Raw genomic sequence first — 12,370 nt, 5'->3', positions numbered from 1 at the left:
AAAGGACAGTCATGCCTACCCAGTTCACCCGACGCAGCCTGATACGGGGCATCACCGCGGCCACCGCCGTCGCCACCCTCGCCACCGGGCTCACCGCCTGCGGGGGCGAGAGCGACGCCGCGACCACGACCGACACCGCCGGCACGGTGACCGTGGGCCGGGTGTCCAACGGCGCCGCCACCGAGACCGCCATCAAGGTCGCCGAGGTGAAGTCCATCAGCGCCCAACTCCCGGACGCCATCAAGAAGAAGGGCACGCTGGTCATCGGCTCCGGCATCCTGCCCTCCGGCAGCCCGCCGCTCGGCTTCATCGGCAGCGACCAGAAGACGCTCACCGGCTCCGAGCCCGACCTCGCCAACCTGGTGGCCGCCGTTCTCGGCCTCAAGCCGGAAGTACGCAAGTCGACCTGGGAGAACCTGTTCATCGGCATCGACAGCGGAAAGGTCGACGTCGGCTTCTCGAACATCACCGACACCGAGGAGCGCAAGCAGAAGTACGAGTTCGCCTCCTACCGCAAGGACGACCTCGCCCTGGAGGTGAAGAAGGACAACACCTGGAACTTCGACGGCAATTACGAGAGCCTCGCCGGAAAGACGGTCTCCGTCGGCAACGGCACCAACCAGGAGAAGATCCTCCTGGAGTGGAAGGCGAAGCTGGCCAAGGAGGGCAAGAAGCCCCTCACCGTCAAGTACTTCCAGGAGAGCAACAGCCTCTACCTGGCCCTGAACAGCGGCAAGATCGACGCCTACTTCGGTCCCAGCCCCAACCTCTCCTACCACGCCACGAAGACCGCGAACACGCCCCAGGCGACTCGGATCGCGGGCCAGTTCTCCGGCGCGGGCGAGTCCCTCCAGGGGCTGATCGCGGCGACCGCCAAGAAGGGCAGCGGGCTCGCCGAGCCGCTCGCCGCCGCGATCAACTACCTGATCGAGAACGGCCAGTACGCGCAGTGGCTCAAGGCCTGGAACATCTCCGGCGACGCCGTCGCCAAGTCCGAGGTGAACCCGCCCGGGCTGCCGCTCACCAACTCCTGATCATCTGTCAGAACACCCTGTGAGAAAGGCCGTCGTGGTCCCCCAGATCGCCCTCGGAACCCGTCTCCTGGACAACCCGGTCTGGGCGGCCCTGGACGGACCGCACGCGGCCTTCGCCGAACGGGTCGGCCGGGCGGCGCGCTATCCGGCGGACGTGTACGCGTTCGCCGCGCTCGCCGACCCGGCGGACCCGGCCGCCTGGACCGACCTGCACACCCTGCTGGGCCCGGCAACCACCGCACGGATCAAGGGAGTCGAGACCGTCCCCGACGGATGGGACGTCGTCGGTGGCGGCCAGGGCGTCCAGCTCGTCGACACCCGGCTGCGGGCCGAACCCGCCCCGGAAGCCGTACGGCTCGGCCCCGACGACGTACCCGACATCCTGGACCTGGTCGCCCGCACCAGACCCGGTCCCTTCCTCGCCCGCACCGTCCACCTCGGCACCTACCTCGGCATCCGGCACCGGGGCCGGCTCGTCGCCCTCGCCGGCGAACGGCTCCACCTGCCCGGCTGGACCGAGATCAGCGCCGTCTGCACCGACCCGGCCCACCGCGGCCGGGGCCTGGGCACCCGCCTTGTGCGGGCGGTCGCGGCGGGCATCAGGGAACGCGGGGAGACCCCGTTCCTGCACGCCGCCGCGAACAACGCCACCGCGATCCGGCTGTACGAGTCGATCGGCTTCACCCTGCGCCGTCGTACGACCATCCTCCAGGTGCGCACACCAGGAACAGATCCGCGGGCCGGGGTGTTGTGAGTCACGACGAGACGCGTGCTACCGGGGCGGGAGGCAGGGACGTGCTGAGCACCCACCAACTCCTTCTGCACTCCCGCCCGTACATCGACCTCCAGCGTGTCGCCGGCGCCCTCTGTCGCCCCTGACCTCCTTCTCCGCCACCGTGCCCTGAGTGCCGCATGCCCGGGCCGGTGATCTCGTACGGATCTCCAGGAAGGCACCCACTCGTGTCCCCTTCTTCCTCCCTGCATCTCGCCGTGGCCCTCGACGGCACCGGCTGGCACCCGGCCTCCTGGCGCGAGCCGGTCGCCCGCCCCCGGGACGTGTTCACCGCCGCCTACTGGGCCGACCTGGTCGCCGAGGCCGAGCGCGGCCTGCTCGACTTCGTCACCTTCGAGGACGGCCTCGGCCTCCAGTCCTCGGTCTTCGGCGAACTGGACGGCCGCACCGACCAGCTCCGCGGCCGCCTGGACGCCGTACTGACCGCCTCCCGCGTCGCGCCCCTGACCCGGCACATAGGACTCGTGCCGACCGTCATCGCCACCCACACCGAGCCCTTCCACATCTCCAAGGCGATCGCCACCCTCGACTACGTCAGCACCGGCCGCGCCGGGCTGCGCGTGCAGATCGCGCCCCGCCCCCACGAGGCCGACCACTTCGGGCGCCGCACCGTCCCGCCGCTGAGCCTGGAAGAGCTCCAGAGCCCGGCCGGACAGGAACTCGTCAGCGACCTCTTCGACGAGGCCGCCGACTACGTCGAGGCCGTCCGCCGGCTCTGGGACAGCTGGGAGGACGACGCGGAGATCCGGGACGTCACCACCGGCCGCTTCATCGACCGCGACAAGCTGCACTACATCGACTTCGAGGGCAGGCACTTCAGCGTCAAGGGCCCCTCCATCACCCCGCGCCCGCCGCAGGGCCAGCCCCTGGTCAGCGCACTGGCGCACCAGACCGTGCCGTACCGGCTGGTGGCCCGCCAGGCCGACGTCGGCTACGTCACCCCGTTCGACGCCGATCAGGCCCGGGCGATCGTCGCGGAGATCCGCGCCGAGCAGGAGACGGCGGGCCGGACCGACGAGCCTCTGCATGTCTTCGGTGACCTGGTGGTCTTCCTCGACGAGGACCCGGCTGAGGCCGAGGCCCGCAAGGAGCGCCTGGATGCCCTCGACGGCGGTGCATTCACCAGCGACGCCCGCATCTTCACCGGCACCCCCGCCCAACTCGCCGACCTCCTCCAGGAGTTCCAGTCGGCCGGTCTGACCGGCTTCCGGCTGCGCCCCGCCGTCCTCGGCCACGACCTCCCGGCCATCACCCGCGGCCTGGTCCCCGAACTCCAGCGCCGCGACGCCTTCCGCACCGCCTACGAGGCCGACACCCTGCGCGGTCTGCTGGGCCTCGCCCGCCCCGCCAACCGCTACGCCGCCGCCTGAGCCGGAAGGACCCCGCAGAGCCATGACCAAGCCGCTGAAGCAGATCCATCTGGCCGCCCACTTCCCGGGCGTCAACAACACCACCGTGTGGAGCGACCCCCAGGCCGGCAGCCACATCGAGTTCAGCTCCTTCGCCCACTTCGCGCGGACCGCCGAACGCGCCAAGTTCGACTTCCTGTTCCTCGCCGAGGGCCTGAGGCTGCGCGAACAGGGCGGCAAGATCTACGACCTGGACGTCGTCGGCCGCCCCGACACCTTCACGATCCTCGCCGCGCTCGCCGCCGTCACCGAACACCTCGGCCTGACCGGCACCATCAACTCCACCTTCAACGAGCCCTACGAGGTGGCCCGCCAGTTCGCCAGCCTCGACCACCTCTCCGGCGGCCGCGCCGCCTGGAACGTGGTCACCTCCTGGGACGCCTTCACCGGCGAGAACTTCCGCCGCGGCGGCTTCCTCCCGCAGGAGGAGCGCTACTCCCGGGCGAAGGAGTTCCTGGCCACCGCGAACGAACTGTTCGACTCCTGGCAGGGCGACGAGATCCTCGCCGACCAGGCTTCGGGGCAGTTCCTGCGCGACGCCAAGGCCGGTTCCTTCGTCCACACCGGCCAACACTTCGACATCCACGGCCAGTTCAACGTCCCGCGCTCGCCGCAGGGCCGCCCGGTCATCTTCCAGGCGGGCGACTCCGAGGAGGGCCGCGAGTTCGCCGCGTCGAGCGCCGACGCCATCTTCAGCCGGTACGCCACGCTGGACGGAGGCCAGGCCTTCTACACGGACGTCAAGAAGCGCCTCGCGAAGTACGGCCGCCGCCATGACGAGTTGCTGATCCTGCCCGCCGCCAGCTTCGTCCTCGGCGACACCGACGAGGAAGCCGAGGAGCTCGCCAAGGAGGTGCGCCGCCAGCAGGTCAGCGGGGCCACCGCCCTCAAGCACCTGGAGTTCGTCTGGAACCGGGACCTGTCCTCCTACGACCCGGAAGGACCGCTCCCCGACATCGACCCGGACGTCAGCGGCGACCACATCGCCAAGGGCCGCGCCCAGGTCCGGATGTACCGTGACCCGCTGGCCACCGCCCGCGAATGGCGCGAGCTCGCCGCCGCCAACAACTGGTCCATCCGTGACCTCGTCATCGAGCAGGGCAACCGGCAGAACTTCGTCGGCTCCCCGGAGACGGTGGCGAGGACCATCAACGACTACGTCCAGGCGGACGCCAGCGACGGCTTCATCCTCGTCCCGCACATCACCCCGACCGGCCTCGACGCCTTCGCCGACAAGGTCGTCCCGCTGCTCCAGGAACAGGGCGTCTTCCGCACCGAGTACGAGGGCCCGACCCTGCGCGACCATCTCGGCCTCACCCACCCGGACGAGACGCGGGGCGAGCAGCGAGTGGCGTCGTGAAGTTCCTCGCCATCACGCTGATCGTGCACCGGCCGGACCCGGTCACGGGTGTGCGGAAGTCGACGCACGACCGGTTCCGCGAGGTGCTCGACAACGCCGTGCTGGCCGAGGAGTTGGGCTTCGACGGCTTCGGGGTGGGGGAGCGGCACGAACGGCCGTTCATCTCCTCCTCGCCGACCGTCGTGCTCAGCCACATAGCCGCCCTGACCAAGCGCATCAGGCTCTTCACGGCGGTGACGACGCTGAGCCTGCTCGACCCGGTGCGCGCCTACGAGGACTACGCCACCCTCGACCACCTCTCCGAGGGCCGCCTCGACCTGATCATCGGCAAGGGCAACGGCACCGCCCAGCGTGAGCTGTTCCAGGTCACGCCCGAGGACCAGTGGGACCGCAACGCCGAGAGCTACGAGGTCTTCCGGAAGATCTGGCGCCAGGACAAGGTCACCGCCAAGACCCGCTTCCGGCCGGAGCTGACGGACGCCGAGGTGTGGCCGAGGCCCTACCAGCGGCCGATCCGGGTCTGGCACGGCAGCGCCACCAGCAGGGAGTCGGTGGACCTGGCGGCCCGCTACGGCGACCCGCTGTTCTCGGCGAACGTCACCAACCCCATAGAGCCGTATGCCGAGTTGATCCGCCACTACCGCGAGCGCTGGGAGCACTACGGGCACGACCCGGCGAAGATCGCGGTCGGCGCCGGGACGGCCGGGCTCCTGGTGACGCCCACCTCCCAGGAGGCGCTGAAGATCTACCGGCCGATCTTCGAGTCGACCCTGGCGTTCCAGAAGCAGTTCGGGCTGCCGGTGGTCTTCGAGACCGTGGAGGACTTCGTCGAGCGCAGCTCCGCGCTGATCGGCAGCCCGCAGCAGGTCATCGACAAAGTGCGGCGCTATCACGAGCAGTTCGGCCACACGGTCCTGCATCTGCACGCCGACGCCAGCGGGTTGACGGACACTCAGCATCGGGACTCGCTGGAGCTGTTCCAGTCCGAGGTCGCCCCGGTGCTGCGGCGCGAGATACCGGATCCGCCGTTCCCCTGGGGACCCGTACTGGAGGAGTCCGCCCATGCCTGAGATCCCCCTCGGCGTCCTGGACCTGGTCCCCGTCTCGACCGGCTCCACCGCCGCCGACGCCCTGCGCAACTCCATCGACCTCGCCCAGCGGGCCGAGGGGTTCGGCTACGCCCGTTACTGGTTCGCCGAGCATCACCTCAACCCGGGTGTGGCCGGCACGTCCCCGGCGGTCGTCCTCGCCCTGACGGCCGCCGCGACCTCCACGATCCGGCTCGGCTCCGGTGCCGTCCAGCTCGGTCACCGCACCGCGCTGAACACGGTCGAGGAGTTCGGCCTGCTCGACGCCCTGCACCCGGGCCGCTTCGACCTGGGCCTGGGCCGCTCGGGCGGACGGCCACCGGCGGAGCAGGCGGCCACCTCCTCCTCCGTCGTCGACGGCCGTGCCCCGAACGGCCTGCTCATCCCGCCCCGCTTCTCCTTCGCCCGCCTCCTCGGCTCACCCCGGATCGCCCTCCAGCGCAAGCTGCTCCTGCTGCCCGGCGCCGAGTCGCAGGAGTACGCCGAGCAGATCGACGACATCCTCGCCCTGCTGGCCGGCACCTACCGCTCCCCGGAGGGCATCGAGGCACACGTGGTGCCGGGCGAGGGCGCCGACGTCGAGCTGTGGATCCTGGGCAGCAGCGGCGGCACGAGCGCCGAGGTCGCGGGAGCGCGCGGCCTGCGCTTCGCCGCGAACTACCACGTGAGCCCGGCCACCGTCCTGGAAGCCGTCGACGGCTACCGCTCCTTCTTCGAGCCCTCCGACACCCTCGACAAGCCCTACGTCAGCGTCTCCGCCGACGTCGTCGTCGCCGAGGACGACGAGACCGCCCGCGAACTGGCCACCGGCTACGGCCCCTGGGTCCGCAGCATCCGCACCGCCGAGGGCGCCATCGAGTTCCCGACGCCGGACGAGGCCCGCGCCCACACATGGACCGACGAGGACCGGGAGCTGGTCCAGGACCGCCTCGACACCCAGTTCACCGGCTCCCCTACCACGGTCGCCGACCGTCTCGAACAACTCCAGGAGGCCACCGCAGCCGACGAGTTGCTCATCACAACCATCACCCACGACCACACCGACCGAGTGCGCTCCTACGAACTCCTCGCGAACGAATGGCGAAAGCGAGGTCACTCCGCCCAGTCGAGCTGATGCTCGGGCGTGCCGAGGCCCCTACCGTGCGCCACCTCCTCGGCACGGCCCTCCGGATGTAAGGGAGTTGGTGGCGGACACGCCGGACGGCCGCTCGCTACTGAAGCACCAGGGCGGCGGCACCCCAGCAGGCGGCGAGGAACACGGCGAGAATCCCGGTTGCCACGGCGTTTCGGGCCTTGGCCGTCGCGGCATGTGTCTCGCCGGCCGCGCGCAGCCTGCGCCCGGCGCCGAGGAACACGGCACAGGAGACCGCACACAGCCCCGCCGTGACCGGCAGCAGCCACAGGACCGTCAGGAGGAAGTGCCGCAGCTCATCGCCGGTGCCGCCGTCCGAAGCAAGCATGAGCGGATCCTAGGCGGGCGGGCCGGCGGCGGCAACGGCCGCGAGCAGCACGTCCAGGGACTCCTCGGGTGCCTGCCCCGCGGTGTCGACCACCACGCGCTCGCGCTCCCATGGCTCGTACTCCCGACCGATGATCTCCTCCCAGTCGGGCAACGGCAGCCCCGGCACATCGACCGACCGCGAGGTGGCCCGACGGCGGTGCTCGACGGGGTCGGAACAGCGCACCTCCACCTCGACGACCCCGACACCGGCCCGTGCGGCGGTCTCCCGCCAGGCGTCCCGTGTGACGGCCAGCGGGTTGACCGACTCGGCGACGACGGTCAGCCCCTGCCGCAACTGCTCCTCGGCGAGGGCGTATCCGACGACGTACCCCACCGGCCCCACCGGATGGTCCGCGAGCCCGGACCGCACGATCGCCTGCTCGATGGTGTCGATCCGCAGATGCACCGCCCCGACACGGGCGGCCAGGAGCCGGGAGAGGGTGGTCTTTCCGGACGCGGGAAGGCCGCCGACGACGATGAGCATGCCGTCATCCTGCCGCAGCCGGCGAATGTTCATACGGGCGCAATGCCACGCCCTGGCGATTCCCGAAGCCGCGTGCCTACGGTGAAGAGGTGACCGGTCAGGTGTTCTTCCGCAGGCTGCACGTGGACCTGGCGCGCATGGGCGCGTCCTTCTGTCCGCGCGTCTGACGCCGCCCGCATCCCGGCGCCCCTCGTCGCGCCCGGCTGCCTCGTCGTCCCCGCACGACGACCCTCTCCGCATCCCAGCCCGAGGAGCAGGCATGACCACTGCCGCACGCCCCGACATCCGCCGCGCAGGCCCCCGCTTCGGGGCCGAGATCGACGGAGTGGACCTCACCCGACCCGTCGACGACCTGACCGCGGGCGAACTGCGCCGCGCCTTCGCCGAGCACAAGGTCCTCGTGTTCCGCGGCCAGCATCTGACGCCCGATCAGCAGGTGGAAGCCGTAAGGATCTTCGCCGAGCCCTTCGACCACCCGACCGCCCTGCGCCACCCCGAGAACCCGCTCGTCTACCCGTACAACGTGCGCCAGACCGGCAAGGCCAGCACCTGGCACATCGGCGGACTGTGGCGCACCCCCGTCTTCGCCATCGAGTCCCTCGTCTACGAGGAGGTCCCCGAACTCGGCGGCCACACCCTGTGGGCGGACCTCCAGGCCGCCTACGACGATCTCTCCGAGCCCTTCAAGCAACTCCTCGCCTCGGTGAAGGCCGTCTACGACGGCAACGCGGAGAACTACGCCCAGGGCAGCAAGAGGACGGCACAGGGCGACCCCGTCGAGCACCCGGTGGTCCTCGAACACCCCCTCACCGGACGCAAGGGCCTGTTCATCAGCTCCTCGGCCCAGGGCCTCACCGGAGTCACCCCGCAGGAGGGCCGGGTCCTGCTCGACCATCTGCTGCGGCACGCCTCCTCGCCGAACTACACGATCCGGTTCGGCTGGCAGCCGGGTGACTTCGTGCTGTGGGACAACCAGGCGACCTGGCACTACGCCGTCGACGACTACGGCGACGGTGCCCGCGTCTACCGCAAGGTCCTCGCCGTGGAGCCGCTGCGCCCGGCGCCCACGGAGTAGGCCACAAGGTCCACCAGCCTCCGCCCGTCGCGGCCCGCGAACCACTCGGCGTGGCCCACGTAGTACGCGTAGGCCAGCCGGGTGTTCGCCGGCGAGCGGGTGACGCCGTGGAAGTAGCCCAGCTCGGAGAGCGCGAACTCCGCGTGCACCAAAGGCAGTAGAGCGGGGAGCGCCGAGGACTCGGCGGGGGAGAGGGGGCGTACGCACTGGTAGCCGTCGAGGAGCGCGACCGCGTCCTCCTCGCGTACCGGGTGGCCCGGCAGCAGCCACTGCACCGCGTTCCGTTCGATCGCCGTGGCCAGGTCGTGGACCGCGGTCGTGCGGTCGCTCATGCCGAAGTCCAGAACGGTGGCCACCCGGCCGTCGGTGTCCCACAGCAGGTTGGAGGCGTGCCAGTCGTTGTGGGTCCAGAGGGGGAGCAGACCGGGGAGGTGCGGGGCCAGTTCCTCGTGGAGGGGCACGAGTACACGGTCCGTGTCCTCACGCCAGGCGAAATCCCTTAGACCGTCCGCCAGGTGGGGACGCTCCGCCACGTACCGATCCAGCGCCGCCCACGGAACCTCCGCCGCGAACACCGTGAACGAGGCGACCAGCGGCTGCACTTGACGTCTCGGCGCATCGAAACCCTCCGCCGCCAGATGCAGCCGCGCCAGCGCCTCGCCCGCCGCCCTCGCGTGCGCGGCAGACCGGAACGGCGACCAGGACAGCGCGTCGCGGTACAGGTCCGTGCCGGCGCCGGTCGAGTGGACCTCGTACGTCCACTCGCCGCGTGCCGTCACGTCCAGCACCTCCACGACGGGCGCGCCGCGCTCCCGCAGATGGCGCAGGAACGCGTGCTCCTCGGCCAGCCCTTCGAGGGTTCGTACGGTGGCGTGGTGCCGTTTCACGAACAGCCGCCGCCCGTCCCGCTCCACGACAGCCGCCGCCGACAGCGGACGCGGGCTGCGCCACACCACCCGGGCAGGGCCGACGACCTCGGTCACCTCGGCGTCGGTGAGCGGCGCCCAGTCGGGCTCGACCGGGTCGGTGCCCAGGCCGTGTGCCTGATGCGAACTCACGCCGTCCTCACCGCCGTTGTGCCACGCAGCGCCTCCAGGACCCGGCGCTCGGTCGCCGCGAACTCGGGCGTGGTGAAGTCCTCCTCGCCGCGCGGGCGGGGGAGCGGCACCTCGATACGGTCCACCACGGTGGCGGGGCGCGGTGACAGCACGTGGACGGTGTCCGCGAGCAGGACCGCCTCGCGGATGTCATGGGTGACCAGGACGACGGTCCAGCGGTGGCGCTGCCACATGCCGGCCAGCCACAGCTGCATCTCGGTCCGGGTCAGCGAGTCCAGCGCGCCGAACGGCTCGTCGAGCAGCAGCACCGGCCGCTGAAGGACCACCGTGCGCAGCAGCGCGGCCCGCTGCCGCATCCCGCCGCTGAGCTGGGAGGGATACGCCTTCTGGAAGCCGTCGAGCCCGAAGTCGGCGAACAGTGCGTCGGCCCGCGCCCGTGCCTCCTTCCGCCGCACTCCCTGCGCTTCGAGACCCAGCGCCGTGTTGTCCAGGACGGTCCGCCACGGGAACAGCAGGTCCTTCTGCGGCATGTAGGCGACCTTGCCGGACGCCACCGAGGCCGGTTCGCCCTCCACCAGGACCTGTCCCGACGTGGGCCGGTCGAGACCGGAGACCAGGTTGAACAGGGTGCTCTTGCCGGAGCCGCTGGGGCCGATCACGGCCGCGAACTCGCCGGGCTCGACGGAGAGTTCGAGGTCCCTCAGCACCTCCAGTCCGTCGAAGGACTTGCCGACGCCATCGATCCGCAGACTGCTCACTCGCCCACCTTCCGCTCCCACGGCAGCACCAGCCGCTGCACCAGATACGTGGCCCCGAACAGCGCGATGCTCAGCGCCGCCGTCACCCCCACCGCCGCGAACACCAGGTCCGTACGGAACGCGCTCTTCTGCGCCTGCATATAGATCCCGAGCCCCGCCTCGGCGCCCGCGTACTCGGCGAACACGGCGCCGACGACGGCGTAGGTGATGCTCACCCGCAGCCCGGCGAAGAAGTACGGCATCGCGCTCGGCACCCGCACCAGCCGGAACGTCCGCCACCGGCCCGCGCCCAGCGAGCGCAGCAGCCGCATCGCCTCGCGGTCGGTCGCCGCGAACCCGGCGGCCAGGTTGGCGGCCAGCGGGAAGAACGTCGTCAGCGTCACCACCAGCATCTTCGGGAGCAGCCCGAAGCCGAACCAGATGATCAGCAGCGGTGCCACGGCGACGATCGGGATGGTCTGCGAGGCGACAAGCAGCGGATACAGGCCTCGCCGGGCCGCCGACGAGAAGTCCAGGAGCACGGCGACCAGCCAGGCCGACGCGAACGACAGCGCGAAGCCGAGGAGGGTCTCCTGGAGGGTGGGCACGGTCTGCGCCCACAGGTCCTCGCGGTTCGCCCAGCCCTGCTCGACCACTCGGGCGGGGGACGGCAGTGTCGTCGGATCGACCCCGGCGGCGCTCACGTACAGTTGCCAGCCGCCGACCACCACGGTCAGCACCAGCAGCGGCGGCCACAACGACCGCAGCAGCGGCATCACTTCGCGGCCGGGAGGTAGGCGTCGGTGAAGAACTCCGAGGCGTCCGGGGCCTTCGTCAGCTTCTTGCCGTCCGCGTCGACCAGCAGCCCCGCCTTGTACTCGAAGTCGGCGAACGCCTGCCAGCGCTCGGCGCTCTGGGTGCCGATCGTGCCGTCCGCCGCCTTGTAGTACTCCTTGGCCAGCAGCGCCTCGCTCTTCTTCACCAGCTCGGTGTTGGTCAGGACGCCCTTGTTCTCGGAGATCAGCAGATCGGCCGCCTGGTCGGGGTGGTCGGCCGCGTAGCGGTAGCCCTTGTCGAGCGCCGCGAGGAACTTCTTGGCGAGGGTCGGGTTCTTCTTCAGGAACCGGTCGGAGGACGCCACGAGTGTCGAGTAGATCGCCGGGAAGCCGTAGTCGGACAGCTGGAAGTTCTTCAGCGGCTTGCCGCTCAGCTCCGCCTCCAGGCCCTCCCAGGTCGGCATCGGCATCGCGAAGTCGGCCTTGCCCGCGTAAAGCGCCGCGTACGCCGAGGTGTTGAGGGTGACCTGCTTGAAGTCGCCCTCGCCGCCCGCGTTCTGGATGACCTTCTGGAGCAGCGGCTTCTCGTAGGGGGCGCCGAACCCGGCATAGGTCTTGCCGTCGAGGTCCTTCGGGGAGCCGATGTCCTCGCGGTCGGCGCGCACCGCGATGGTGACGTTCGTCTTCTGCGTGACCGCGTAGACGGAGGTGATGTCGGCGCCGGCTGCCCGCGCGGTCGTCACGCCCTCCTGATAGGAGATGCCGAAGTCGGCCTTGTGAGCGGCGAGCAGTGTCTCGGGCGCGGTCGAGCCGTAGGGCACGATCTTGAGGTCGATCCCGGCGTCCTCGAACCAGCCCTTGGCCTGGGCGACATAGATGCCGGTGTGGTTGGTGTTGGGCGTCCAGTCCAGGGCGAGGGTGATGGTGGTGGTGCCGTCCTTCGCGGCGGCCGAGGAGTCGGCGGCGCAACCGGTGGCGCCGAGCAGGGCGCCGGCGGCCATGACGGACAGGAGGGTGCGGCGGTGCATGACAGGTCCTTCGTGCGGAGGGGAGGG

The 12,370-nt window shown here is 70.6% G+C and carries 14 protein-coding genes; 8 read left to right on the top strand and 6 right to left on the bottom strand.

Features of this window, described 5'->3' with window-relative positions; translation table 11 throughout:
• The first annotated feature begins 11 nt into the window (after positions 1–11).
• From ACFY0U_RS18080 to ACFY0U_RS18050, 7 genes are read left to right on the top strand one after another with little or no spacing between them, the layout of a single operon-like run.
• A complete protein-coding gene (locus ACFY0U_RS18080; RefSeq protein WP_388636360.1) occupies positions 12–1,034 on the top strand; it encodes an ABC transporter substrate-binding protein in 1,023 nt (340 codons plus the stop codon).
• A gap of 19 nt (positions 1,035–1,053) precedes the next feature.
• Positions 1,054–1,788 carry a GNAT family N-acetyltransferase gene (locus ACFY0U_RS18075; protein WP_388636358.1) on the top strand — a complete coding sequence of 245 codons (735 nt, stop codon included), beginning with the start codon at positions 1,054–1,056 and terminating at the stop codon, positions 1,786–1,788.
• Complete coding sequence (locus tag ACFY0U_RS18070) at positions 1,785–1,913, top strand: putative leader peptide (protein ID WP_388636356.1); 129 nt, start codon at positions 1,785–1,787, stop codon at positions 1,911–1,913. The genes ACFY0U_RS18075 and ACFY0U_RS18070 overlap by 4 nt, the downstream gene beginning before the upstream one ends.
• 33 nt (positions 1,914–1,946) lie before the next feature.
• A complete protein-coding gene (locus ACFY0U_RS18065; RefSeq protein WP_388636354.1) occupies positions 1,947–3,197 on the top strand; it encodes an LLM class flavin-dependent oxidoreductase in 1,251 nt (416 codons plus the stop codon).
• A gap of 22 nt (positions 3,198–3,219) precedes the next feature.
• The gene (locus ACFY0U_RS18060) at positions 3,220–4,596 is read left to right on the top strand and encodes an NtaA/DmoA family FMN-dependent monooxygenase (protein ID WP_388636352.1); all 1,377 of its coding nucleotides are present in this window, start codon (positions 3,220–3,222) and stop codon (positions 4,594–4,596) included.
• Positions 4,593–5,666 (top strand): LLM class flavin-dependent oxidoreductase, encoded by a 1,074-nt coding sequence (locus ACFY0U_RS18055; RefSeq protein WP_388636350.1) that lies wholly within the window; start codon positions 4,593–4,595, stop codon positions 5,664–5,666. The genes ACFY0U_RS18060 and ACFY0U_RS18055 overlap by 4 nt, the downstream gene beginning before the upstream one ends.
• Entirely contained in the window at positions 5,659–6,798 is a 1,140-nt protein-coding gene (locus tag ACFY0U_RS18050) for an LLM class flavin-dependent oxidoreductase (protein WP_388636348.1), read from the top strand. The genes ACFY0U_RS18055 and ACFY0U_RS18050 overlap by 8 nt, the downstream gene beginning before the upstream one ends.
• 97 nt (positions 6,799–6,895) lie before the next feature.
• Here ACFY0U_RS18050 and ACFY0U_RS18045 read toward each other — a convergent pair whose 3' ends face one another.
• Both ACFY0U_RS18045 and ACFY0U_RS18040 read right to left on the bottom strand, forming a co-directional pair.
• On the bottom strand, positions 6,896–7,144 hold the full coding sequence (locus ACFY0U_RS18045) for a hypothetical protein (protein ID WP_388636346.1): 249 nt from the start codon (positions 7,142–7,144) through the stop codon (positions 6,896–6,898).
• A 9-nt stretch (positions 7,145–7,153) separates the two neighbouring features.
• Positions 7,154–7,669 carry an AAA family ATPase gene (locus ACFY0U_RS18040; protein ID WP_388636344.1) on the bottom strand — a complete coding sequence of 172 codons (516 nt, stop codon included), beginning with the start codon at positions 7,667–7,669 and terminating at the stop codon, positions 7,154–7,156.
• A gap of 259 nt (positions 7,670–7,928) precedes the next feature.
• On the opposite strand from ACFY0U_RS18040, the gene ACFY0U_RS18035 reads away from it, so the two are divergent.
• Positions 7,929–8,744, top strand: coding sequence for a TauD/TfdA dioxygenase family protein (locus ACFY0U_RS18035; protein WP_388636342.1), 816 nt, complete (start codon positions 7,929–7,931; stop codon positions 8,742–8,744).
• Here the strand turns inward: ACFY0U_RS18035 and ACFY0U_RS18030 are convergent.
• From ACFY0U_RS18030 to ACFY0U_RS18015, 4 genes are read right to left on the bottom strand one after another with little or no spacing between them, the layout of a single operon-like run.
• Entirely contained in the window at positions 8,693–9,802 is a 1,110-nt protein-coding gene (locus ACFY0U_RS18030; protein WP_388636340.1) for a phosphotransferase enzyme family protein, read from the bottom strand. The genes ACFY0U_RS18035 and ACFY0U_RS18030 overlap by 52 nt on opposite strands.
• The gene (locus ACFY0U_RS18025; RefSeq protein ID WP_388636338.1) at positions 9,799–10,560 is read right to left on the bottom strand and encodes an ABC transporter ATP-binding protein; all 762 of its coding nucleotides are present in this window, start codon (positions 10,558–10,560) and stop codon (positions 9,799–9,801) included. The genes ACFY0U_RS18030 and ACFY0U_RS18025 overlap by 4 nt, the downstream gene beginning before the upstream one ends.
• Positions 10,557–11,315: an ABC transporter permease gene (locus ACFY0U_RS18020; RefSeq protein WP_388636336.1), complete on the bottom strand. Its 759-nt coding sequence runs from the start codon at positions 11,313–11,315 to the stop codon at positions 10,557–10,559. The genes ACFY0U_RS18025 and ACFY0U_RS18020 overlap by 4 nt, the downstream gene beginning before the upstream one ends.
• Complete coding sequence (locus ACFY0U_RS18015; RefSeq protein ID WP_388636334.1) at positions 11,315–12,343, bottom strand: ABC transporter substrate-binding protein; 1,029 nt, start codon at positions 12,341–12,343, stop codon at positions 11,315–11,317. The genes ACFY0U_RS18020 and ACFY0U_RS18015 overlap by 1 nt, the downstream gene beginning before the upstream one ends.
• Positions 12,344–12,370: the final 27 nt, after the last annotated feature.

The sequence above is a fragment of the Streptomyces sp. NPDC001536 genome, assembly GCF_042894505.1.
GTDB lineage: Bacteria > Actinomycetota > Actinomycetes > Streptomycetales > Streptomycetaceae > Streptomyces.
Note: the sequence above shows the minus strand (reverse complement) of the source record. Positions and strands in the feature narration are given on the sequence as shown.

Excerpts from the sequence above, each read along its gene's own strand:
- ACFY0U_RS18060 (WP_388636352.1), top strand. The coding sequence starts at position 3,220 with ATGACCAAGCCGCTGAAGCAGATCCATCTGGCCGCCCACTTCCCGGGC.
- ACFY0U_RS18050 (WP_388636348.1), top strand. The coding sequence starts at position 5,659 with ATGCCTGAGATCCCCCTCGGCGTCCTGGACCTGGTCCCCGTCTCGACC.
- ACFY0U_RS18035 (WP_388636342.1), top strand. The coding sequence starts at position 7,929 with ATGACCACTGCCGCACGCCCCGACATCCGCCGCGCAGGCCCCCGCTTC.
- ACFY0U_RS18045 (WP_388636346.1), bottom strand. The coding sequence starts at position 7,144 with ATGCTTGCTTCGGACGGCGGCACCGGCGATGAGCTGCGGCACTTCCTC.
- ACFY0U_RS18020 (WP_388636336.1), bottom strand. The coding sequence starts at position 11,315 with ATGCCGCTGCTGCGGTCGTTGTGGCCGCCGCTGCTGGTGCTGACCGTG.
- ACFY0U_RS18040 (WP_388636344.1), bottom strand. The coding sequence starts at position 7,669 with ATGCTCATCGTCGTCGGCGGCCTTCCCGCGTCCGGAAAGACCACCCTC.
- ACFY0U_RS18080 (WP_388636360.1), top strand. The coding sequence starts at position 12 with ATGCCTACCCAGTTCACCCGACGCAGCCTGATACGGGGCATCACCGCG.
- ACFY0U_RS18065 (WP_388636354.1), top strand. The coding sequence starts at position 1,947 with ATGCCCGGGCCGGTGATCTCGTACGGATCTCCAGGAAGGCACCCACTC.
- ACFY0U_RS18015 (WP_388636334.1), bottom strand. The coding sequence starts at position 12,343 with ATGCACCGCCGCACCCTCCTGTCCGTCATGGCCGCCGGCGCCCTGCTC.